General features: G+C 40.0%; 21 protein-coding genes. 14 read left to right on the top strand and 7 right to left on the bottom strand.

What is annotated here, in order from left to right; all coding sequences use genetic code 11:
- Positions 1-86 precede the first annotated feature (86 nt).
- The gene (locus tag RRG12_RS05420; protein ID WP_420758626.1) at positions 87-695 is read right to left on the bottom strand and encodes an EcsC family protein; all 609 of its coding nucleotides are present in this window, start codon (positions 693-695) and stop codon (positions 87-89) included.
- A gap of 231 nt (positions 696-926) precedes the next feature.
- Here RRG12_RS05420 and RRG12_RS05415 point away from each other — a divergent pair, with 231 nt between their 5' ends.
- The 6 genes from RRG12_RS05415 (at position 927) to RRG12_RS05390 (ending at position 7,292) form a co-directional block, all read left to right on the top strand.
- The gene (locus tag RRG12_RS05415; RefSeq protein ID WP_069070885.1) at positions 927-1,877 is read left to right on the top strand and encodes an ABC transporter ATP-binding protein; all 951 of its coding nucleotides are present in this window, start codon (positions 927-929) and stop codon (positions 1,875-1,877) included.
- A gap of 159 nt (positions 1,878-2,036) precedes the next feature.
- Positions 2,037-3,800, top strand: a complete 1,764-nt coding sequence (locus tag RRG12_RS05410; RefSeq protein WP_420758625.1) for an ABC transporter permease subunit — start codon at positions 2,037-2,039, stop codon at positions 3,798-3,800.
- A 156-nt stretch (positions 3,801-3,956) separates the two neighbouring features.
- Positions 3,957-4,439: a pentapeptide repeat-containing protein gene (locus RRG12_RS05405; RefSeq protein WP_069070887.1), complete on the top strand. Its 483-nt coding sequence runs from the start codon at positions 3,957-3,959 to the stop codon at positions 4,437-4,439.
- 64 nt (positions 4,440-4,503) lie between these two features.
- Positions 4,504-5,667, top strand: coding sequence for a formate-dependent phosphoribosylglycinamide formyltransferase (purT, locus tag RRG12_RS05400; RefSeq protein WP_420758624.1), 1,164 nt, complete (start codon positions 4,504-4,506; stop codon positions 5,665-5,667).
- A 285-nt stretch (positions 5,668-5,952) separates the two neighbouring features.
- Complete coding sequence (locus tag RRG12_RS05395) at positions 5,953-6,807, top strand: DUF72 domain-containing protein (RefSeq protein ID WP_420758623.1); 855 nt, start codon at positions 5,953-5,955, stop codon at positions 6,805-6,807.
- Positions 6,808-6,851: 44 nt separating this feature from the next.
- Positions 6,852-7,292 (top strand): hypothetical protein, encoded by a 441-nt coding sequence (locus RRG12_RS05390; protein WP_069070890.1) that lies wholly within the window; start codon positions 6,852-6,854, stop codon positions 7,290-7,292.
- A gap of 154 nt (positions 7,293-7,446) precedes the next feature.
- Here the strand turns inward: RRG12_RS05390 and RRG12_RS05385 are convergent, their stop codons facing one another.
- A complete protein-coding gene (locus tag RRG12_RS05385) occupies positions 7,447-7,794 on the bottom strand; it encodes a 2Fe-2S iron-sulfur cluster-binding protein (RefSeq protein ID WP_069070891.1) in 348 nt (115 codons plus the stop codon).
- Between the two features lie 13 nt (positions 7,795-7,807).
- Entirely contained in the window at positions 7,808-9,967 is a 2,160-nt protein-coding gene (locus RRG12_RS05380) for a Tex family protein (protein ID WP_069070892.1), read from the bottom strand.
- 559 nt (positions 9,968-10,526) lie between these two features.
- Between RRG12_RS05380 and RRG12_RS05375 the strand changes: the two genes are divergently transcribed.
- The 8 genes from RRG12_RS05375 (at position 10,527) to RRG12_RS05340 (ending at position 18,624) form a co-directional block, all read left to right on the top strand.
- Positions 10,527-10,745, top strand: coding sequence for a hypothetical protein (locus RRG12_RS05375; RefSeq protein WP_420758622.1), 219 nt, complete (start codon positions 10,527-10,529; stop codon positions 10,743-10,745).
- Positions 10,746-11,637: 892 nt separating this feature from the next.
- Positions 11,638-11,931 carry a hypothetical protein gene (locus tag RRG12_RS05370; RefSeq protein WP_069070895.1) on the top strand — a complete coding sequence of 98 codons (294 nt, stop codon included), beginning with the start codon at positions 11,638-11,640 and terminating at the stop codon, positions 11,929-11,931.
- A gap of 208 nt (positions 11,932-12,139) precedes the next feature.
- Positions 12,140-12,523, top strand: a complete 384-nt coding sequence (locus tag RRG12_RS05365; RefSeq protein ID WP_069070896.1) for an EamA family transporter — start codon at positions 12,140-12,142, stop codon at positions 12,521-12,523.
- Positions 12,524-12,559: 36 nt separating this feature from the next.
- Positions 12,560-12,916: an EamA family transporter gene (locus RRG12_RS05360; RefSeq protein WP_069070897.1), complete on the top strand. Its 357-nt coding sequence runs from the start codon at positions 12,560-12,562 to the stop codon at positions 12,914-12,916.
- Positions 12,917-13,010: 94 nt separating this feature from the next.
- Positions 13,011-14,315 carry an NAD(P)/FAD-dependent oxidoreductase gene (locus RRG12_RS05355; RefSeq protein WP_420758621.1) on the top strand — a complete coding sequence of 435 codons (1,305 nt, stop codon included), beginning with the start codon at positions 13,011-13,013 and terminating at the stop codon, positions 14,313-14,315.
- Between the two features lie 39 nt (positions 14,316-14,354).
- The gene (locus RRG12_RS05350) at positions 14,355-15,179 is read left to right on the top strand and encodes a glycosyltransferase family 2 protein (protein ID WP_069070899.1); all 825 of its coding nucleotides are present in this window, start codon (positions 14,355-14,357) and stop codon (positions 15,177-15,179) included.
- A 400-nt stretch (positions 15,180-15,579) separates the two neighbouring features.
- Complete coding sequence (locus RRG12_RS05345) at positions 15,580-17,052, top strand: TldD/PmbA family protein (protein WP_420758620.1); 1,473 nt, start codon at positions 15,580-15,582, stop codon at positions 17,050-17,052.
- A 231-nt stretch (positions 17,053-17,283) separates the two neighbouring features.
- Positions 17,284-18,624, top strand: a complete 1,341-nt coding sequence (locus RRG12_RS05340) for a TldD/PmbA family protein (protein WP_420758619.1) — start codon at positions 17,284-17,286, stop codon at positions 18,622-18,624.
- Positions 18,625-18,689: 65 nt separating this feature from the next.
- Here the strand turns inward: RRG12_RS05340 and RRG12_RS05335 are convergent, their stop codons facing one another.
- From RRG12_RS05335 to RRG12_RS05320, 4 genes are all read right to left on the bottom strand, one after another.
- Complete coding sequence (locus tag RRG12_RS05335; protein WP_069070901.1) at positions 18,690-19,130, bottom strand: pentapeptide repeat-containing protein; 441 nt, start codon at positions 19,128-19,130, stop codon at positions 18,690-18,692.
- A 461-nt stretch (positions 19,131-19,591) separates the two neighbouring features.
- Complete coding sequence (locus RRG12_RS05330) at positions 19,592-20,605, bottom strand: aspartate carbamoyltransferase catalytic subunit (protein ID WP_420758618.1); 1,014 nt, start codon at positions 20,603-20,605, stop codon at positions 19,592-19,594.
- A 131-nt stretch (positions 20,606-20,736) separates the two neighbouring features.
- Positions 20,737-22,089, bottom strand: a complete 1,353-nt coding sequence (mgtE, locus tag RRG12_RS05325) for a magnesium transporter (protein ID WP_069070902.1) — start codon at positions 22,087-22,089, stop codon at positions 20,737-20,739.
- A 382-nt stretch (positions 22,090-22,471) separates the two neighbouring features.
- Positions 22,472-22,618, bottom strand: a complete 147-nt coding sequence (locus RRG12_RS05320; protein WP_420758617.1) for a hypothetical protein — start codon at positions 22,616-22,618, stop codon at positions 22,472-22,474.
- Positions 22,619-22,719: the final 101 nt, after the last annotated feature.

The following is a 22,719-nucleotide window of genomic DNA, read 5'->3' as shown; positions in this document are numbered from 1 at the left end:
AAGACGAGAAGTAGAAAAAAACTGCTATGTAGTAACGATTATCTAGACTAGAAAATCCAGATAATCGCTACGAATACCACCTTATTTTATGACCTGTTCCAAACTTTGATGAAGGCAATCACTGAATGTCCACAAGCATTCATCATTACCCCATTTACCGTACCACCGATCGCAGAGCCTATAAAAGGTACTATCTTTGCTACGTTCAGTAAAGTTTTTTCGCCTGCTTTAGAGATTAACTTAATTCCTAAAGCTTTATTTATCTCAGTAAAAGTTTTACCAGGGACAGACATCAAAGCTTTTTGAATAGCCTGTTGTGCTGCCTTAGTTCCCAATTTATTTGCAAGTTCAGATACACTAACTCCAGCAGCAGCAGCTAAGACTAGGGGTTGTGTAGAATCGCTTGTTATGTCAATGCCGTAAATTGTGAAAAGAGCGGATGTTAGCTTAACTTGGGAATATAGTGTAATTACAACATCACTTGGTATCCCGACTATTCCCAAAAGGCCATTACTAATACCATTGCCCACTGACCAAAGTGTTGATTGGTAGATGACATTATTTGCCATATTATCTCTATTACCGATCCAGCGCGAATCGTTCACATAAGTTTGCCCCCACTTGTTACCACCTTCAATAGCACTAGCAATAGTTTGCCCGATAACAGGCATTTTCATAATCGATTCAAAATCCATACAGCTTTTACCTGATTAACTGAGAAGACCTAGAGATTTCTAGCTTTAGTATTCCCCGTAGCAAAACTTAAGAATTGGTATTATTTAAAACTTTAGTGAAGATAGGGTAAATAATGCCCATGACTAAAAGCAGCTTTATATAAAGCCAGTTTCAATTTCCGAAACCAACCTGACAAAAGCTGTAGAAAGAGGTTAGGTTAACTGTTAATCACAAGCCGCACCCCAGCAGCGATGGTAAAAGAATTAGCAATTTGCACCCGTGGGCTAACTAAGCAATTTGACCGCCACGTTGCTGTCAATGATATTGATTTAGAAATCCAGGCGGGGGAAGTATATGGACTGATTGGGCCGAATGGCGCAGGTAAAACAACTCTCATCCGAATGTTGGCAACTGCTGAAGAACCAACTACGGGTGAGATTTATATTAATGGCGATCGCCTACTCCGTGACAAGAGTAATCCCAAACTCAAGCGTCGTCTTGGCTACCTACCCGATGACTACCCACTGTATGAGGATTTAACAGTCTGGGACTACTTAGATTATTTTGCGCGTCTTTATCGTTTACGAGAACCACGCCGCACTCAACGTCTACATGAAGTTTTAGAACTAATCCAACTTGGTAATAAACGTAATAGTCGGATTTCTACGCTGTCGCGGGGGATGAAACAGCGCTTAAGTTTAGCGCGAACGATTATCCACGAACCGATTTTACTACTACTGGATGAGCCTGTTTCTGGGCTTGACCCCATTGCTAGGATGCACTTTCGTGAAATCATCAAAGCTTTGCAAGAAGCTGGGATGACTGTAATCATTTCTTCCCACGTTCTCAGTGATTTAGCTGAACTTTGTACTTCTGTGGGAATTATGGAACTTGGCTTTTTGGTAGAAAGTACTTCCCTACAGCAACTTTACCAACGTCTTGCCCATCAGCAAATTGTGATATCAACTCTGGGGAACTTAGAGACACTTTTGAGTGAACTTAAACATCATTCTTTAGTAGAACAGTGGGAGGTAATACCAGGAAAAAACAGCGTGCGGGTGAATTTTTCGGGCAAAGATGAAGATAGTGCTGAGTTGTTGCGATCGCTAATTAAAGCAGGCATTCCTCTGACTGATTTTCACTGCACACAAGAAGACTTAGAAACTATTTTCTTAAACTTAGGTCACAAACAAGCATCTTGATACAGGAATCCGCTTTGATTTCTGAACGAATTTGCGTAGACAGGCAATAGGCAACAGGAAAAAAGGCTTCTTAGTTGTACTGAGTTTTTTCAGAAATCAAATATGAGTCCTATACGTCAATAAATATCACTTTTCCATTTTTGGAGAATTTTTCATCCTATGCTCAATTTAATAGACAAAATCGGCGATTGGAATCCGCAACTATTTCGGGAACTCAAAGGTCGCCTGAAGTTTTTTAATGTAGCGATCGCAGTTGCTACATCTCTACTTCTACAACTGGTAGTTTTTTTATATCAGTTACGCGAGTTTCCTGATGATCAATACGCGCTAACTGCTACATACTGTCGTTTACGTCAAGTATATGAACTGCGACAAAACCAGGCTTACCAGAAATCAAATCAACCTCAAATTGATTATTTCAATGATTTCTTCTCAAAGAATTTTTGTCCACAAAACGAAATTGATTGGCAGTTATGGTGGCGAGATCACTGGGAATATATATTCCTCTCTTTGAGTGTAATTTTTGTATTTACACTCTTAGTTGCGGGCACTTATTTGCTGATTAATGACTTAGCTAAAGAAGAAACTCGCGGCACACTGAATTTCATCCGTCTCAGTCCTCAATCAGAAACAAGTATATTGACTGGCAAGTTGCTAGGAGTTCCAAGTTTAATTTATCTCGTTATTTTAGCAGCAATTCCTTTACATTTGTGGTCTGGAAGTTCAGCAAGAATTGCATCTAGTTACATTTTTAGTTATTACGCAATTCTTGCTGCTAGTTGTATTTTTTTCTACAGCGCTGCATTACTATTTGGCTTAGTTAGTCGCTGGTTTAGTGGTTTTCAGCCTTGGTTAGGTAGTGGTGCAGTTTTGCTTTTCTTGTTCACAACGATGGTACTGGCATCGTCTTATAGCAATAGTTTAAATAATTCAACTACTTGGTTTAGGCTATTTAGCCCTTGGGATACAACAAATTATCTATTTCCTAATTTGTTCAATCTGTCCAAGGCTTCTCCCCTGAAAAGTTTGGAGTTTTTCTATTTACCATTAGGGGCAAATATTGTTAGTGCTGTTGGCTTTCATTTATTGAATTTAGGATTGTGCAGTTACGGAATTTTCCAAGCTCTTAAACGTTGCTTTCGTAATCCTCAAGCCTTAATAATCAGCAAGAAACAAAGTTATTTATTGGTAGCTTTTTGCCAGGTTATGATGTGGGGATTTAGCTTACAACATTGGAACAGTAATTCCACCTTGTATAATCAGGTTGGGCAAAATTTAATTTTTCTAGTTCTATACAACTTGATGTTGGTTTTAAGCTTAATTGCAGTTCTTTCCCCTCACCGTCAAGATGTACAAGATTGGGCAAGATATCGACATCAGGGAGTTTCTAGTCACAAAAGTGTTTGGCAGGATCTAATTTGGGCTGAAAAAAGCCCTGCACTCGTAGCGATCGCTATTAATTTGACAATTATTACTATTCCCTGGCTAGTTTGGATTTCACTTACATCTGTTTTTGATACAGACCATAGCCCAAATTGGGAAGGTGACAATTTTGATAGGTTGAAAGTACTTTTAACTATAGCTTTGTCTATCAGTTTAATGATGATTTACGCTACCATCGCCCAATTGATACTTTTACTGAAAACTCCTAAACGTTCTTTCTGGGCAATAGGTACTATAAGTGCAGTAACATTCCTACCACCGATGATTCTAGAATTTATTGGTATGTCGTCGTGGAAACATCCTACTGTCTGGTTATTCTCAACTTTTCCTTGGGCAGCGATAGAATACTCTGGCGCGACAACAATTTTTATGGCGCTTCTAGCCGAGTTGACTGTTTTAGCGTTGTTAAACTTCCAGTTGACAAGGCAGGTGAGGTTAGCAGGCGAATCTGCTACGAAAGCATTATTGGCCGGACGTTAGGTAAGTAGTTATCGATAAAGTTAGAACCCCGATTTCTTTGAGAAGTCGGGGTTCTTGTTTTTCATGAATGGTTTAAGACTGCTATATTATCTATTATTTGCCAATATCGGCTGTTAAATTTTTAATAAACACAAGTATTACAACAATCAGAAAATCATGTTAAATATCCCTACTCAAGACCTACGCCATACAGCCATCCAGTTTTTAGAACAAAGTCCCCCACAGCGTCTACAAATTCTTAAGCAACTGGGCATAGCTCGTTATGAGTTTTTAACTAAAATGCGACTAAATGAAGCAAATATCATCTGTATTATGCGGTTTTTTAAATATCCAAGTCAGCTAAAGTTTCCTAATCTGATCGGAGCAGATTTATCTGGTTTAATTTTAGATGATATAAACTTCATTCGAGGTAATTTATCAGGGGCAAATCTACAAGGTAGTAGTTTAATTAATGCAGACCTTTTATTTGCAAACTTTACGAAAGCCGACTTAAGAAATGCAGATTTACAAGGTGCAACTCTTAACGAGACTATTTGGTTGGAGACTCTAGTAGACAAGTGTCATCTTGGCGTAGGTACTGGTTTAAATAATCTGCAACGTCAAGAATTAAAACTACGCGGAGCTAGATTTAATTCTTGAGCAGATGGTAATTAAAACACAAAAAATTATAAGATGATTAAATTGAAATTGACTGGATAAGTTAATGAGTATTAAGTTGCCCCAAAAATTGATGTTGCTCGGTTCAGGAGAACTAGGCAAAGAAGTTGCGATCGCAGCTCAACGTCTTGGTAATTATGTAATTGCTGTTGACCGCTATGCCAATGCTCCAGCGATGCAGGTTGCTGATGCTTATGAAGTTATTTCTATGCTCAGTGCAGATGATTTAGAAGCTGTAGTGACAAAGCATCAGCCAGATATCATTATACCAGAAATTGAAGCCATCAGAACCGAAAAACTGAGCGAATTTGAGCAGCGAGGTATTACAGTTATACCCACTGCGGCTGCTACTAACTATACAATGAACCGCGATAGAATTAGGGAACTGGCACATCAAAAATTGGGCATCAGAACGGCTAAATATGGTTATGCAACAACTCTAGAAGAATTGATTGCGATTTCTGATGAAATTGGATTTAGTAATGTTGTTAAACCTGTGATGTCATCATCTGGTAAAGGTCAGTCTGTAGTGCAGGATAAGAGTGAGGTTGAAAAGGCTTGGAATTATGCGATCGCTAATTCTAGAGGAGACAGTCAAAAGGTCATCGTAGAAGAATTTATTAACTTTGAAATTGAGATAACTTTACTGACAATTAAACAGTGGAATGCACCGACAATTTTCTGTTCTCCTATTGGTCATCGCCAAGAACGAGGAGATTATCAAGAATCGTGGCAACCGGCAGAAATTTCGGAAGAGAAGATATTAAGAGCGCAAGAAATAGCCATAAAAGTCACTGATGCATTAGGAGGAGCCGGAATTTTTGGTGTTGAATTTTTCATTACCAAAGATGAAGTGATTTTTTCTGAACTTTCTCCCAGACCCCACGATACGGGAATGGTGACATTAATCTCACAAAATCTCAATGAATTTGAACTACATCTGCGAGCTATTTTAGACTTGCCAATTCCTCATATAGAACAGTTAGGAGCATCAGCTAGTGCGGTAATTTTAGCATCAGAAAAATCTGATTCTGTTGCTTTTGATGGTGTAGCCGATGCTTTGTCAGAAAAAGATGTAGATATTAAATTATTTGGTAAACCGAATGCTCATCCTTATCGGCGAATGGGCGTAGCTTTAGCGAAAGGTATTAATATCCAAGAGGCTAGAGAAAAAGCTACTAGAGCCGCAAATAAAATCACAATTATCTGATACCACCCTACTTTAGCAAACGCAGTGCTACATAATTGCGATCGCGCTCAAAAGACTAATTAGCGATCGCACAACCAGAAGCAGAAGCAGTGGGAGTAAGTGCCGCCTCCCTCCTTAACTAGTACAACACGGCGGAAATAAACCAATCATTCTAAATCAACGAAACCCTTATGCTGTATTAATTTTTAATTTTTAATTTTTAATTCCGCCTTGCGGTACTAGCTTGATCTGATCTCTACAACCTGCCTGTAAAATTGAATAGATACATCAAGGCTTTTAGGCGCTGTGAACTTTTTTATCGGTTGTGCTGTTTGGGCATATAAAGGTTGGGTAGGCGAACTTTATCCCCAAGGAACTCGTACTGCCGATTTTCTCCATCTCTACAGTCGTCGTTTCACGACTGTAGAAGGTAACACCACCTTTTATGCCGTGCCTAACGAAGAAACTGTAACCCGTTGGGCTGCCGAAACACCAGCAGGTTTTAAATTTTGCCTGAAATTACCGCGAGATATTACTCATCAAGGGTTGCTACAACCTTATATTCCAGCCGCTTTAAAATTTCTGGAGGGGATGCGGCCTTTAGGTAAGCATCTTGGCCCAATGTTTGCCCAGTTACCACCCAGTTATGCACCTGTATTGCTTGACGATTTGACCAACTTTTTGGAAGCTTGGCCGCATACAGAAGCACCCCTAGCGGTGGAAGTTCGGCATTCCGACTGGTTCAGGGAACCCCATGCTAGTAATTTGACGGCGCTTTTAGAAAACCTCGGTGTGGGACGGGTACTGTTAGACTCGCGCCCCATTTACACCGGAGATGATGACCCCCAGCTGCTATCGGAACGGCGTAAACCCAAATTACCGTTGCAATTGAGCGTGACAGCGCCTTTTACGCTGATTCGGTTTATTTCTCATCCAAATTTATCAGTGAATCAGCCATTTATGGAAGACTGGGTAAAGCAGATTCAGCAATGGTTGCAGATGGGAGTGCGAATTTATTTCTTTGTTCATTGTCCAATAGAAGCGCGATCGCCCAACATAGCGCGTCACTTCCAACAGCTATTGGAACAAAGTGATACACCAGTTCCACCTCTACCTTGGAATAACCTAGAGCATCCCCCCAATCAACTCAGTTTATGGTGATTTCAGCGAAGTTTTTAATAGTAGTTCTATCAAAGGAGGTTGAAATGAGTCGTCTTCTTTATGAAAGTTCGGTCTCATACAAAGGATATCTCATCATTCCATTTGTTTTTGGCAAGGCGGATAATTACGAGATTTATTCATATAAGTTGCTATCGGAAATTGGGCACAAAAGCCAATTTCATAAAGCGGAAAATCCAGCAGGAATTTATGGAAGTGGTGTTAGTAATATTGTTGATATTGCTAAAGAACATATTGAACACAATTCCGAGTTTGTTCCCCAATCGGATAATTTCAAGTCTCGCTACATTTACAAAAACAATTTGATTATCATCTTCCAAGAAAGAGACAAATATTTTTATGACCATTATCCACCAGAATTATTGAATAATATTGCAGCTCCAAAATTATTCAAGTCCGAATATGAATGTTTGAGTTGGATTAAGCAAGGGTTTGATGGGCGACATGTGCAGCAAAGAGCTATTTGAATACCCCCTTAATCCCCCCGATGTATTGGGGGGAAACCGGAAAATAATCTAGTTTCCTCCCCTTTACAAGGGGAGGGTTAGGGTGGGGTAAAAATATTTGATACATCAATCATGACTTTTCAAACAACCTCTTAGGAGTTATATCAAGTTCGGATCAACACTTATCACTTTTTCCAGATTCAGGCTTATAGTAAAGGGCTGATTTATATAAGACTTGTTCTTGATGGGTTTCTAAAGTGCAATGAGATAAAGGGTAAGTTACACAAGTAACAACATAACCAGCCTGTATTTCACTTGGACGAAGAAATTTTTGCTCGTTTTGATCAACTTCACCGCTAATAAGTTTGGCGACACAGGCAGAACATTCGCCTTGTTTACACCCAGACGGTAGGCGGATACCAGCTTCTTCTGCTATATCCAAAATATATTGATCGTCTGGTACTTGAATGCTGCGATCTAACCCAAGTGTAGGATTGATGAATCGAACTTGATAAACTACCATCTGCTGTTTCTAATTATTGTTTAACTGCTTTCATCGACAGACTAATTCGCTTAAGTTTCTCGTCGATTTCTAACACCTGCACTTTGACTACTTGTCCAACTTTGACAACTTTGTTGGGATCATCTACAAATCTATCAGCAAGTTGGGATATGTGTACCAAACCATCTTGATGTACGCCGATATCAACGAAAGCACCGAAGTTTGCGACGTTTGTCACGATTCCTTCTAGTTCCATTCCCGTTTTTAAGTCTCTAATTTCTTTAATTCCTTCTTTGAAGGTGGCATACTTAAACTCAGCACGAGGATCTCTACCGGGTTTTTCCAGTTCACTGAGGATATCGCGCAGTGTGGGTTCGCCGACGCTATCGGTAACATATTTCTTCAGGTTGGTCTTTTTGAGTTTTTCGGCGATTTGTGTTACCTGATTTAATGGCACATTTAGATCAGATGCGATCGCTTCTACTACAGAATAACTTTCTGGATGCACTGCTGTATTATCTAATGGGTTGTCACCGCCGCGAATCCGCAGAAAACCTGCTGCTTGTTCAAAGGCCTTTGGCCCCAGCTTCGGAACTTTCAAAAGTTGGCGGCGATTTTTAAAGGCTCCATACTGGTTGCGATAGGCGACAATGTTATTGGCAACACTTGCCGTAATCCCAGAGACGGAAGTTAGAAGTTCTTTGGAGGCGGTGTTTAAGTCTACGCCGACGTAATTCACGCAGCTTTCTACGGTGTCATCTAACTTCTTTTTCAACAACTTTTGATCGACATCGTGCTGATATTGTCCCACACCAATGGATTTGGGATCGATTTTCACCAGTTCCGCCAAGGGGTCTTGCAAACGGCGGCCGATACTAATAGCACCGCGCACGGTAATATCTAAATCGGGAAACTCTTCTAACGCTACTTTACTTGCAGAATATATAGATGCGCCAGATTCATTCACCATCACCTTAACTGGTTTGCGTTCTATGGTTTGTAATACTTGCGTCACAAATTCCTCTGTCTCACGAGATGCTGTACCATTACCGATGGCGATTAACTCAATCTTGTACTTTTCAATCAGATTTTTGACAGCTTGTGCTGCTTTGAGGCGTTGTTCAGCCGCTTGGTGAGGAAATACTGCTTGATATTCCAAAAATTTTCCAGTTTGGTCGAGGACTGCAACTTTACACCCAGTTCTAAATCCAGGGTCTATGGCCAGTGTTGGTTTCATCCCTGCTGGTGCAGATAGCAGCAACTCCCGCAGATTAGTTTCAAATGTCTTGATTGATTCTATATCTGCATAGACTTTAATCTCAGAAATCACCTCTCCCATTAGAGATACTTTCATCAAACGGTTAAATGCATCCTTCAACATCGCTTGATAAAAATCCCGAATTGTCCGCACTTTGGTTTTAATTTCTTTTGACTCAAGATAGTAAAGTACCGTATCTTCATCGAAAGCAATTTCAAAGCTTAATACTTTTTCGGTTTCACCCCGACACAAGGCCAGCATATTGTGGGGTGCAATATTTTTTACCTTAATTTGATAGTTACGGTACATCTCAAATTTGGTTGTACCTTCGGGATAATCATCTTTGATGCGGGAGACAAATACCCCTTCGTCTAAAAGATAATCGCGGATATATGCGCGTAACTCAGCTTTTTCAGCTACTTCTTCCGCCAAAATGTCAGCAGCACCTTTAAGCGCTTCTTCTGCTGTTTTTACTCCTTTGGTTTCAGAAATATACTTAGCTGCTTCTTCTTCCAAGGAAGCAGTTGCAGCATTTTTGACATTTAGCGACTTGATGAATTCCGCCAGTGGTTCGAGTCCTTTTTCTCTGGCGATGGTGGCGCGGGTGCGTCGCTTTGGTCGATAAGGTAAGTATAAATCCTCAAGTTCGGTTTTTTGTAAGCAGGATGAGATTTTGGCTTTAAGTTCATCTGTAAGTTTACCTTGGTCAGCGATCGCACTTAAAATTACAGATTTTCGTTCTTCAAGTTCTGTTAAATAAGTATATCGATCAGCCAGTTCACGTAGTTGCACTTCATTCATCTCATCGGTGCGCTCTTTGCGGTAACGTGCAATAAAGGGAATTGTTGCACCCTCCGCCAAAAGTTCCAGCGCGTTTTGCACCTGATGGGGTTTGAGGTTTATTTCAGTTGCCAGTAGTTGAGGAATGTTCAGCATTAGGTGTCTAAAATGAAAAAATGAAAATGTTACTTCTAAAGGTAATATGCTAGAACCTTATCTTGGCGCAAGACCAAATTTTTCAGCCAATTTACCAGATGATTACTCACAAGAGGGGAATTGGCGAAATAGAAAAAAACCACCTACGCAAGTTTTCAACCCTTTCAATCCCTATAGATGAATAAGCATTTGTATAGGATAGTGCAACGAAACTGAGTCAAGAGAATGATACAAGGAGTTTCACCGAAGGCATTGTGTAATCTCTACAAACTAAGCAAGCTACGCGCAGTCTTTCTTAACTTACTACTTAAAGCAAGCTTGGCGCACCATCAACCACAGAAGAAGGAGTTTTTCGCCCAGCTTTTGGGTACTTCATCTATCGCAATAATTATTCCCATTGGCATAATATACAACGTTGCATAGTCTTTATTTTCTATAATATTTATTTCAAACGACTATTGTGGCTCAAACCTGATTGGATGTAAGATCAACCACAATTACAAAAACAATTTCAATTTGTTTTATAAGCACAACAACTTTTAGTCCAGAGGTTAGTAAAATGCCTTTGTTTTTCTTGATACCATTGTGTACTGCTTTAGCCACTGGCTACTTGTTCAAAAAAAGTACTGATGAAATTGCATATCTTTCAGGTGTATTTGCTGCTATTAGCTTGATTTTAAGTTTGGTATTAGCGCCTTGGCAGATTCAGTTTGGATTGTTAATCATTGTCTTCATTATTACCAACAGAATTTTGCAGGATAATGAGTCCAAACAATAGGAAAACAAATTACATAAACTGAATAATCACAACCACAACGATTCATACCCTTGATTGCCATCTATAATTTTTCTTGTAATTTAGTGTAACTCTGTGCTACGTCTTGCCAAGGGTTGCACCGTTGTTCGAGTTTAAATTTTGCTTTCGGAAACTCTTAGCTTGGGACTTATCGAGTTTGATCCTAAGTCCCTAACTCTGCAAGTCTTAGTATCCAGAAGTGCTTCATAAATGTACAAATCCTCAAAATAAAAATTCACATAAAGTTTTGATTCTATGAAGTTTTTGTTTAAGTATATTTTCGGTAAATGAAGTTTTGATGAAGTATGACGATAAATTTGCAACACGCTTTTCTCGTGGTATTCTAGTAGGTGATTATATGTAACAATAAACTTGGAGAAAAAACTTAGTTAAAATTACCAAGAGAAATCAAGCAAACCTAATACTCGATAATCTAAAATTATATCAAATACAATGCAATCAAGGTCAACTCCGAGTTGATTAGCCAACCCTAGTTTGCATTAGCTGTTAGTGTTGTCAAAAGCTCTATTTGGATATTCAGTAAAAGTCCACAGAAACCTGTAAAGCGCATTACCGTAGAATGATTTGTCGAGTCTACAATTTACGCAGCCAAGCAGACTTCTGTTACTTATTGGGTTCCCATGTCCAAAAAGAGCATATATACACACTCGATTTGAGAAAAATTGTTATGAATCGGCTTAGTTCCCGTTCGAGGTTATAGATACATCTGTGAGCCAGAATAAGTTCTATGGTATGTCAGTAAATTAATAAACTTTCCTGAAACCAATTAAGAACATTTATCAATCCAGTTAAGTTAATGGCTTGAGAAGTTCAGTAGTTTCTTCAACAAGATATCTACAGCAGGATACAACTAATGACAGTTAATAAATGGATTAATCAAAAATTCTGGCAATCCATTTTTATTTGTTTAGCTCCATTTGTTGCACATATAAGTCGAATCCAAGTTGAGCATAAGCAATGTCTACGACGGGCTACGCCTAAGCACACTGCTAAACTTTGTTCAGAGGTCATTTATGGCAAAGCCTTCAACCTTCACTACATCTGTATCTTTTATAACCTAGATATTGCGATCGCACTAAAACTAGTTTTGAAGCGTAACTGGCGCTCTATTGCGAATCATACAAATACCATCATGGAAGCCGCATAGTATTTAGTTGTTAACTCTAGGACATGAGCTTCAACGTTTATTTTGATATCAGCCCTTTAAACATAGCTTCCTAACTTTGTTGTCTATTTACTGAAGTAGAGGTTGAATTGCACAGAAGGTGTGACCAAAATCCAAAACAAAACGTTTAAAGAAACGGGCTGTTTACTGTCTGGTTCATACCTACTATATCGACTGAGGCAAATGTACTATGAAATCTATCTCGCAAATTTCCAGCTTTAAAATAATTCCTTATACTATCTTGTTTATCAGCATTTTATTTAGTATTTCTGGACAATTGCTGATGAAGCATACCATGAGTCATCCAAACGAGGGACTATTAACTTGGGAATTTCTGCAAAAATTAGCATTAGCTATTACTGTTTATTGCTTGGGAGTAGTAAATTGGATATTGGCTCTGAGAACTGTAAAACTAAGTATTGCTTATCCACTGACTAGTTTAAATTATGTCGGTATACTTTTCGGCTCATACTACTTTTTTAATGAAGAGATTACACTAACTCGGATAGCGGGAGTCATCACGATTTTTGTGGGTGTTCTCTTAGTTGTGATTCCACTTAAAAAGTCTATATAAATTTTCTCTAGTAAATTCCATAAAAAGTATTGACAAATGAACATCATTACTTGGCTGCTTTTAATGTTTGTAGTTTTATTGGGAACAACAGCTAACCTTTCACTAAAATATGGACTTTACATTTCTAGCCCTACTAAGGGAGAAAGCACATCTATCCGAAATCTGTTATTTTCTCGTTATTTTTTGATTTGGTTTGTCTGCTATATATTCATGACTGTCTTGTGGCTTTATGTATTGCGGATAATCCCTCTGAGTCAAGCGTTTCCAGTTCTAGGATTAATGTATGCACTTATACCAATTGCTTCTCACTATCTTCTAAAAGAGCAGGTGATATTTAGCCAGTGGGTAGGAATTTCTATTATTATCACTGGTGTGGTTCTTGTTGTTAACTAATAGTTAAAAATGCCATAAGTTGGGTTATTAATATTAAAAATGAAAAGTTTATGAGAGATAAATATCAAAAACATTTCTACAAAAATCTAAATTTATGAATATAGGCATTATTGGCGGGGGTATAACTGGGTTAGTATTAGCCCAACGTCTTTCACATCAAGGACATACTGTCACTGTATTTGATAGCAACAAGCAGCTTGGTGGACTTACAACCTATCATGATTATGGGTTATTTACCTGGGATCGTTTTTATCATGTTATCTTACCTTCTGATACTCATTTAATAAATTTTCTCAGAGATATTGGTCTTGGAGATAAACTGCGTTGGCATCGGAGTTTAACAGGTTTCTACGACAATAAAAAATTCTATTCTATAAGTAACGCTATAGAGTTTTTGCGCTTTCCTTTATTTGGACTGATAGGAAAAATCAGATTAGCTTTTACCCTTTTATATGGTTCACGCCTGAATAACTGGCGACGCTTAGAGAAGATTTTAGTTGAAGATTGGCTCTTAAAACTCGGTGGTAAAAGCACATACGAAAAGCTCTGGAAACCCTTGCTTTTATCCAAACTAGGAGAAAATTATAAGCGAATATCAGCAGTTTTTATCTGGGCTTACATCAAACGACTATTTTCAGCGCGAGATTCTTCATTAAATAAAGAACAACTTGGTTATGTCTCAGGCGGTTACAAAACTGTTTTTGACCATATAGAAAAATTAATTTATGCGGCTGGAGGTCATATCCACACAGGTGTCGCAGTGGAATATATTGCACCTAATCCAGGAGGTGGAATGTGGGTAGAATATCAGGGCAAAAAGGAGCATTTTGATAAAGTCATTTTTACTGGCCCAGTTAATATTCTGCAACAGGTTGCTGCTAATGAGTTGGTGAAAGTTTCAAAGACTGGTGAAACAGTAGAATACCTGGGCGTAGTCTGTATGATACTGATTACTCGCAAGGCTCTAGTGCCTTATTACGTAGTAAACATTGCCGATAAAAATATTCCTTTTACCGGAGTCATCGGTATGAGCAATTTAGTTTCTTTGCAAGAAACAGCAGGATATCACATGACATTCCTGCCAAAATATATACTTTCCACTGACCCGTTATTAAAACAGCCAGATGATGAATTGCGCCAAGTATTCTTCCAGGGTATACGCTTGATGTTCCCTGAACTCAAAGCAGATGACATTGTAGCGGCACACATTAATCGAGCTATTAAAGTTCAGCCACTACAAGTTTTAAATTATTCAAGCCTTGTTCCACAAGTGAGTACAGAGAACGATGATTTTTTCGTCGTTAACACCTCACAGTTGGTTAATGATAGCGTCAATAACAACGCAGTTGTGCGACAAGTTGATGAATTTCTCAAGAAATCAACATTACTGAATTCTTGAAATTTGAAAATGATATTTTGAAAATTACACGAGGTACTTATGAGTCTTTTTGTTCTTTTACCCGCATATAACGAGCAAGCATCAATTCGTCCCTTGTTCAAAAGATTTCAGACATTACAGGAAATCTCTAAGATGGAGATAAAACTGATTCTTGTTGATGATGGTAGTAGTGATGCAACTGCCGAGACAGCTTTAGAAGAAGCTGAATCACTGGGCATATTACTGAAATTAGTCCAACATCCCAAAAATGCTGGTTTAGGTCAAGCAATTAAAACAGGTTTCATGACTTTCTTAGAAATCTCTAAAGAAGGTGATTTTTTAGCTGCGATGGATTGCGACAACACTCAACCACCAGAACTCTTAATCAAGATGTATGACACCATGATAGCTGGTAGCTATGATATTGCGATCGCATCTAGATATCGAAAAGGTTCTAAAGTCATAGGTTTATCAAAATTTAGAGAGATAATGAGTTACGGAGCCAGCTGGCTTTTTAGAATTGCCGCCCGTGTACCCGGCGTAAGAGACTATACTTGTGGTTACAGACTGTATAACCGTAATTTCGTCAGTAAACTAGATATGTATTATGGGGAAAATCTATTTACTGAAAGTGGATTTGCTTGCATGATAGATTTACTGCTGAAAGCTAAAGTCCTCAAACCTAAAATTGCAGAAATCCCAATGGTTTTGAGATATGACCAAAAGCCAACTGCTAGCAAAATGAAAATTATCAAAACTATTACTCGAACCTTAAAACTCCTGTTTAAAAATCTAACATCGACAGCGCCAACTTCAAATTTAGGTCAGACTTTCAGTGACCAAGGAACAGCAAGAGTTCCATTGAAAATGGGAAATCGTAAATAAATCTTAGAGTGATACTCTAGATTAAATTAAGCTAAACAGCAAAAAAATTGCATATTTAATATGAGTTAGTCGTCAAGAAGTTTCTATCTTCTGCTACAGGTGGGGTTTATCCCATTCCACTCTTAGCTCATGACTTCCTTTGTGATAACTAAGTTTTTACACCGACACCCTCAAGTTTCAAAATCTCAGCCCGCCTTTGCGGGCTTTGTTTATCAAAACAGAATTCTTCTTCAAATAGTCCCAAACTTCTAGTCTGCGGGTGAGTTTTCCAAAGCGTTGCTGAATTGGAGGGAAATCCACACGCCTTTCTGCCAACTCTGGCTTTCACTCATTTGTTAGACTAAACACACCAGAATTTTTCAGTCAAATCTCTGAATTACGCCAGCAGACGAGGCTATCCATGCTTACAAGTACGCTACTTCTCTCGAATCAACTTCCCACACTCCAATATTCTTCCACACCAGAGCGTTTCGATGAAACCTGGGAAGCCCCTCTGGCTACTCTCCTGGGACTAGGACGCGCCGCTGGTGCTGACTTCATCGAATTATTTTTAGAGCGTCGCAACTATATTAGTTGTCTTGCAGAAGATGACTCCATCACGAGTATTTCACCCAGTCTCTCTACAGGCGCGGGAGTTAGAGTATTTCGCGGTAAAGCTGATTGCTACGTCAGCACCAATGACCTTTCTTTTTCCGGTTTGAAAGCAGCCTTAGAAAAAGGTCTTTCTATCTTAGGATTGCAACTACCTACTGCGAAAGCTTTCATCCCAGAAATCAACCTAGAATTACTCAGAGATTACGCCACCAAAAGAGGCAAAGATGCATGGCTACCAGTGTGTAGCTCCATCCGCGAAATGGGAGAAATCCTTCTTGATGGTACTGCCCACCTGAAGCAAAAAGCTAGCCATGTCCAATCGCGCCGTGCTACCTATTTCCGGGATTGGCAAGAAGTTTTAATCGCCGCTAGTGATGGGACTTTTGCTCGTGATATTCGCCTCACACAATCAGTAGGATTTAACCTATTGTGTGCTGATGGTGCTAATCGTAGCTCAATTGGCGATCGCGCAGGTAATACTAGCGATGCCAACTTCTTGAGAACTTGGGATTCTCAACAAGCCGCCGAGAAAATAGCAGAATCGGCTGGAAAAATGCTCTACGCAGATTACGTGGAATCAGGGACTTACCCGATTATTATGGCCAATCACTTTGGCGGGGTAATCTTCCACGAAGCTTGCGGACACTTGCTAGAAACCACTCAAATTGAACGCAATACCACTCCCTTTGCTGACAAAAAAGGCGAAAAAATTGCCCATGAAAGTTTGACAGCTTGGGATGAAGGGCGCTCTGAAAATGCCTTCGGAACAATTGATATGGATGACGAAGGTATGCCTGCTCAAAGAACCTTATTAATTGAAAAAGGTGTTCTGAAAAACTTCTTGGCAGATAGAACAGGTTCCTCACGCACCGGACACCCCAGAACTGGAAGTGGACGCCGCCAAAATTATACCTATGCAGCTGCTAGCCGGATGCGTAATACTTATATTGATTCTGGCGAATATAGCAATGATGAATTATTTGCCTCAGTTGATAAAGGTATTTACTGTAAAAAAATGGGTGGTGGTAGCGTTGGTGCTACAGGCCAATTTAACTTTAGTGTTGATGAAGCTTATTTGATTGAAAATGGCAAAATCACCAAACCACTAAAGGGAGCAATTCTAATCGGTGAAGCGAAGGAAATTATGAATAAAATTTCCATGTGTTCCCAAGATTTGGAAATTGCACCAGGTTTTTGTGGTTCCGTCAGTGGCAGTATTTACACCACAGTCGGACAACCCCACATCAAGGTTGATTCTATTACCGTCGGTGGAAGATAAGAATTTTAGATTTTAAATTTTGGATTTTGGATTACAATATTCAAAATCCAAAATACTCAAGTTCACTGATTGCTCCGTAGCTTCAATCTAAAATCCTAAATTATTTGAGTGTTGCTTCAGTCAGAACTCTACGAGAGAAATACAAGCAATAACATCAAAAATCCCAAATCTAATATTCAAAATAGAATCGCTTCCCATCCAAAATCTAAAATACCAAATCCAAAATTGACTATGCCCAATATAAATGAGATTGCAAATTCCGCCAAGGACAATGCTGGTAAACTTGGTATTAAGAAATTCGACATTTATGGCTCAACAGTAGATGATACTAGCGTGCAAGTAGACCAAGGTGAACCAAAACAAGTCAAAGCTTCAAATCGCTCTGGTGTTACTGTTCGTGTCTGGAATGAAGATAATACAATGGGTGTCACCAGCACCACAGATGTAGACCCCAAGGGACTGGAATTAGCTTTAAAAACTGCTTACGAAGCCAGTTTTTTTGGTGTTAAAGAAAATGTTCCTGATTTTAGTCCAGAGGCTACTATTCCTATTCCAAATAAGCCTCAAGATAAGACACCTCAAGCACCTGTTGCGGAACTCATAGAAAAATTGTTGGTAGCTGAAAAAGAATTACTGGCGGCTCATCCAGCAATTAAAGGCGTACCTTATAACGGTTTGTCACAAAGAGATATTGACAGATTTTATCTCAATAGTGACGGTGCGGTGAGAACTGAATCTCACTCCTTAGCATCAGTTTATCTTTACAGTAAAACTGAGGAAGAAGGGAAAAAACCGCGTAGTGCAGGAGCTTTTAGAATCAACCAGAGTTTAGATAATCTAGATATTAATGGTTGCATCAAAGAAACCGCCGATAAAACTATCAGCCATTTGAATTATGAAAAAATCAAAACTGGTAAATATCGAGTTGTTTTTTCAGCTGAAGCTTTCTTAAGTCTATTGGGTGCTTTTTCTAACTTGTTCAATGCTCAAAGTATTTTAGACAATCAAAGTCTATCTACTCCTGATGATTTAGGTAAGCAAATTGCTTCCCCTCTAATTTCAGTTTATGATGATGCCTTGCACCCAGCTAACGTAGGTGCAGAAACTTTTGATGGTGAAGGAACTCCGACTCGTCAAATTTCGCTAATTGAAAATGGCGTTTTAACAGGATTTCTTCATAGTGCCGGTACTGCTAAGAGGTTAAATGCCCAGCCAACGGGTAATGCTAGTATTGGGGCAAAAGTCAGCGTCAGTCCCAATTTTTATCATGTTTTTTCAACAGCAACTCCTGAGCAGGAGTTTAGCTTAGAAACGGCTGAAAATGTGATTCTTATCGATGATTTGCAAGCCCTCCATGCTGGAGTTAAATCCTTGCAAGGTTCCTTCTCTTTGCCGTTTGATGGTTGGCTAGTTAACAAGGGTGTGAGGACGAGTATTGAGTCTGCAACTGTTGCTGGCGATTTCTTAGAACTCCTGAAGTCAATTATTTATGTAGAAAAAGAGCCAGAGTTAACGCCAGGAGGAGTTTGTCCGAAAATCTGGGTTAATGAACTGTCAATTACTGGTGAGTAAAACTTAACAAGTGCAGGGTTAGGAGTTGAACATAACTCTTAACTCATCACTTTGGTATCAATCAATTAATATTCACCACCGACGCTAATGGCAGTATTAAATACATCAGCACCGCTTAAATCAATATTGGCTAAAACTGCGCCATCAACTTCAGTATTATATAAATGAGCATTACTCAAATCAACGTTGGTGAGATTAGCATCATTTAAGCTAGTACCACTAACAAAGGCATTTGTGAGATTAGCAGACTTTAAATTTGCACCAGTTAAATCAGCACCTTCTAGGTTCGCGTTTTCGAGATTAGCCCCTTTTAAATTTGCGTTTCTCAAGTCAACACCTATGAGATGAGCGCCTTTAAGATTTGCTCCTGTTAAATTACATCCGAAACATTCTCTAGTTTCTAACAAGCGGCGGACAGGGGCGGAGTTTTCTGCTTTGACGGAAATGGGAGCAGCTAGAGATAGCGTGCTGAGTAAGGCTGCTGCCGTCAAAAAGATTGGTTTCATATTTACCTCCAACATTTCTAGAAGCTATTCAATTTTTAACTTCTATGATTCCACTGTCCCAAAATTCCAGAATTTTGTCCTCATGCGATCGGAAGAACATATAATTTCTATGAGATTAGGTATTCTTCCGTCAGATAGTCCGATAGGAGTAAGATTCACTGAGATTATCGAACAGAATTCAGGAGTCAGGAGTTAGAATTCAGCAATGTTTTCTGTATGACTGGCGGATAGCGTAGCGTAAAGCCTGCGGCATGGCAACTCTTAGAGACGCTACCGCGAACGCTTAGAGCGAGTCTTCGATAGCGCAGCGGTAGCGAGTATTTTCGAGTCGCGTCTGAATCCTCGACTGATAGCGCCGGTGGCAAGCGAGTCTTCTCCCTTTGGGAGAAGGGGAGACGCTTTAGCGCAACGAGCATCTTGATTCTGACTCCTGAATTCTGACTTCTGAATTCTTCTTCAAATTAAGCCTTGCCGCTACCTAATAAATACAGCAGCGCCATGCGAACGGCAACACCACTGGTAACTTGCGATTGAATGAGACTAAATTCTGGGTCATCCATCAACTCAGAACTAATTTCAACACCACGGTTAACTGGGCCGGGATGCAAAACTTTGACGTTAGGTTTACAAAATTGCAACTTTGTGCGTGTAATGCCAAATAGCTGATGATATTCTCGCAAACTTGGCAGTAAATGAGCCGTCATCCGTTCTTTTTGCAGGCGCAAAGTCATCACAAAATCGGCATTCTGCAAAGCTGGTTCTAGTTGCCAATGAAGAAATAGTTTGGGATTGGGGGGATAACTCCTGACTTCTGACTCTTCAGAGATAAACTCGGCAAATAACTTGGGTAAGAGAGTGGGTGGTGCTGCGAGATGCACTTCGGCACCACTAGCAATTAAACTCCAAATATTCGATCGCGCCACACGAGAATGGAGAATATCCCCAACAATGGCAATCTTTTTCCCCTTTAAAAGTTCTAGTCGGGGATGATCTGGGTCAATTAGAGTAGTTATGGTAAATAAATCTAGCAGTGCTTGGGAAGGATGTTCATGTTGACCATCACCAGCATTGAGGACGCTAACTCGTACACCTAGACGATCCATTTCAGCCGCGATCGCATTCGGTACTCCTGCCTCTCGATGGCGGACTACCATAATATCAGTTCCCATAGCCAAATAGGTCTTCGCTGTGTCGAGAATTGTTTCTCCTTTAGTCATAGAAGATGTGGCTGCGGCGAAATTCAGCGTATCTGCACTTAAGCGTTTGGCTGCGAGTTCAAAACTACTGCGAGTGCGGGTAGACGATTCAAAAAATAAATTCGCCACCACCTGTCCCTGCAAGGTTGGTACTTTCTTCGTCCGCCGCGATAGCACCTCTTGAAAACTAGCAGCAGTTTGCAAAACTGTATCGTATTCGGCGGTAGTGAAGTCAGCTAGGGAAAGAACGTGATGACGATTCCAGGTATTAGTAGGCATATTTGGGGACTGGGGACTGGGGATTGGGGACTGGGGACTGGGGATTGGGAGAGATGAGGGGGACAAGGGAACTACTAAATCCCATGCCCCATGCCCCATGTCCCATACCCCATGCCCAATTCCCAATCCCTTCAAGTTGGTAAATGGAAAACGTTTAAAGCTAGAGCAATTAGGCTGAGGAATGTTAAAAACCCAATTGTATCTAGCATTGTAGTCACTAATGGGCCACTAACCAAAGCAGGGTCAAGTTTCAAGCGCTGCAAACCCATTGGCAGTAAAGTGCCGAGTGTAACAGCCACAATTGTATTAGTTGCCATTACCATGCCGGCAATTAAAGCCACCCATCGCTCTTGGGGTCGCGCCCAAATTAAGGAAAGTAGCATCATCGTTATGGCTAAAACTACGGCTGTGCCTAGACCTGCTAAAACTTCTTTGCGGAGAATTTTTAGAGTATCTTTGGGTGTTACCTCGCCTACTCCCAAGCCGCGGATTGTCACCGTTAATGATTGAATCCCAACAGTACCACCAGTGTTAGAAAAAATTGGCATGATGACTGCTAGAACTGGCACTGCGGAGATTACAGATTGAAAAGGGGCGATCGCACTGGCGGCACCAATATATAATGCCATGATGCCCAACAGCCAAGGTAAGCGGTTGCGGATGGTGAGTAAGGGAGAAGATAAAGCTGCTTCATCACCACTGACACCCCCCAGTTTTTGGATATCTTCTGTGGCTTCCTCTTCCAAAATATCCATGACATCATCAATGGTGACGATGCCTACCAATCGGTCTTCTCGGTCAACTACGGGGATAGCGATTAAGTCGTAGCGCTGCATGATTCGCGCCACTTCTTCTTGAGGGGTTTCAGTTGTCACCTTAATGACGCGATCGCTAGCAATATCTTTGATGAAAACATCGGGAAAGGTAAACAGTAATTGACGCAGTGAAACTACTCTCACCAGCGTCCGGTTATCATCGGTGACGTAAGCGTAGTAAATCGATTCTTTGTCTTCGTCCTGACGGCGGATTTTGCTCAGGGCTTCACCGACAGTCAATCCCTGGCGCAACCGGACATATTCGGTGGTCATTACCCGCCCAGCCGTGCCTTCTGGATAGCCGAGAATCGTTGCTGTTGCTTGCCTTTGTTCTGGACTAAGTTCTTGTAATAACCGTTTGATTACCCCAGCAGGTAGTTCATCAAACAACTCTGCCCGTTCGTCGGGACTCATCGCTTCTACAAGTTGCACTACTTGGACATCATGGAGAGAATTAATTAGTTCTTCCTGCACCTCTGTGGGCAGATATTCAAATACATCAATTGCCTGAGCTTTATTGAGTAAACGAAATGCGATCGCGCGTTTTTTCTCAGGCAATTGTGTAATGTATTCTCCCACATCCACAGGTTGCAAGCGATTTAAATCCCATTTCAACTGGTTTAAATCGGTAGTATCAGTCAGCAAATCACGAATATCTTGTGTGAGCATGAAATACGTCTCCTAAGTCTCCCCCGCGCTGGGAGACTTCCTCACCAGCTCAGAGGAGGTTGATACTGCCATCTGGTGGACTATTGCCCATAAAATTTCAACAATTCAATATCGATAGCTAAATTAAGGCATCGCTAGTCATCATCCTAACCCGGAATAGGACTCTCCGGGAAATACTGAATATTAGCATTCAGTATTTGTTGATATTTGCCACTAGTAGCTAAGTTAATTACCCTAAAATTTAGGTAATTCTCGTCTAGCTTAAAGTAGATTTTACTATTGCTATTAACTATGTGTCTTGGCAATCAGCAAATTTTTTTGCAAACTTTATGAAGTTAAAATATTTACAATACCAATAAGTAATTTTTGGCATCAAGCAATTTCATGCATAGTCACCTGGACGACGAAGAATCAGAAATGGGTTGGCAGGTTTCACTTCATGGTTGCGGTAATCTGCTTTAGCGATCGCTCTTGAGCGTGTCCAGCTTTCTGTATACTTAGATATTAAAATTTTGTAAGTTACTTGCAACCTATCTATTTTTCTCTGTTGAAAAATTATAAGTAGCGTCTTCCAGACAAACTAGGGCGGTTATTCGCACCGGGGATTTTTAGCATAATTTGTCAAAATTA

This window comes from Nostoc sp. CALU 546, assembly GCF_048836525.1.
The sequence above is the reverse complement of the archived record's forward strand: the minus strand, read 5'-3'. Positions and strand labels throughout refer to the sequence as shown.

What these genes read in the sequence shown, in the direction of transcription:
- RRG12_RS05420 (WP_420758626.1), bottom strand. Translation starts at nt 695, where the DNA reads ATGGATTTTGAATCGATTATGAAAATGCCTGTTATCGGGCAAACTATT.
- RRG12_RS05415 (WP_069070885.1), top strand. Translation starts at nt 927, where the DNA reads ATGGTAAAAGAATTAGCAATTTGCACCCGTGGGCTAACTAAGCAATTT.
- RRG12_RS05410 (WP_420758625.1), top strand. Translation starts at nt 2,037, where the DNA reads ATGCTCAATTTAATAGACAAAATCGGCGATTGGAATCCGCAACTATTT.
- RRG12_RS05405 (WP_069070887.1), top strand. Translation starts at nt 3,957, where the DNA reads ATGTTAAATATCCCTACTCAAGACCTACGCCATACAGCCATCCAGTTT.
- purT (WP_420758624.1), top strand. Translation starts at nt 4,504, where the DNA reads ATGAGTATTAAGTTGCCCCAAAAATTGATGTTGCTCGGTTCAGGAGAA.
- RRG12_RS05390 (WP_069070890.1), top strand. Translation starts at nt 6,852, where the DNA reads ATGAGTCGTCTTCTTTATGAAAGTTCGGTCTCATACAAAGGATATCTC.
- RRG12_RS05385 (WP_069070891.1), bottom strand. Translation starts at nt 7,794, where the DNA reads ATGGTAGTTTATCAAGTTCGATTCATCAATCCTACACTTGGGTTAGAT.
- RRG12_RS05380 (WP_069070892.1), bottom strand. Translation starts at nt 9,967, where the DNA reads ATGCTGAACATTCCTCAACTACTGGCAACTGAAATAAACCTCAAACCC.
- RRG12_RS05375 (WP_420758622.1), top strand. Translation starts at nt 10,527, where the DNA reads ATGCCTTTGTTTTTCTTGATACCATTGTGTACTGCTTTAGCCACTGGC.
- RRG12_RS05370 (WP_069070895.1), top strand. Translation starts at nt 11,638, where the DNA reads ATGACAGTTAATAAATGGATTAATCAAAAATTCTGGCAATCCATTTTT.
- RRG12_RS05365 (WP_069070896.1), top strand. Translation starts at nt 12,140, where the DNA reads ATGAAATCTATCTCGCAAATTTCCAGCTTTAAAATAATTCCTTATACT.
- RRG12_RS05360 (WP_069070897.1), top strand. Translation starts at nt 12,560, where the DNA reads ATGAACATCATTACTTGGCTGCTTTTAATGTTTGTAGTTTTATTGGGA.
- RRG12_RS05355 (WP_420758621.1), top strand. Translation starts at nt 13,011, where the DNA reads ATGAATATAGGCATTATTGGCGGGGGTATAACTGGGTTAGTATTAGCC.
- RRG12_RS05350 (WP_069070899.1), top strand. Translation starts at nt 14,355, where the DNA reads ATGAGTCTTTTTGTTCTTTTACCCGCATATAACGAGCAAGCATCAATT.
- RRG12_RS05345 (WP_420758620.1), top strand. Translation starts at nt 15,580, where the DNA reads ATGCTTACAAGTACGCTACTTCTCTCGAATCAACTTCCCACACTCCAA.
- RRG12_RS05340 (WP_420758619.1), top strand. Translation starts at nt 17,284, where the DNA reads ATGCCCAATATAAATGAGATTGCAAATTCCGCCAAGGACAATGCTGGT.
- RRG12_RS05335 (WP_069070901.1), bottom strand. Translation starts at nt 19,130, where the DNA reads ATGAAACCAATCTTTTTGACGGCAGCAGCCTTACTCAGCACGCTATCT.
- RRG12_RS05330 (WP_420758618.1), bottom strand. Translation starts at nt 20,605, where the DNA reads ATGCCTACTAATACCTGGAATCGTCATCACGTTCTTTCCCTAGCTGAC.
- mgtE (WP_069070902.1), bottom strand. Translation starts at nt 22,089, where the DNA reads ATGCTCACACAAGATATTCGTGATTTGCTGACTGATACTACCGATTTA.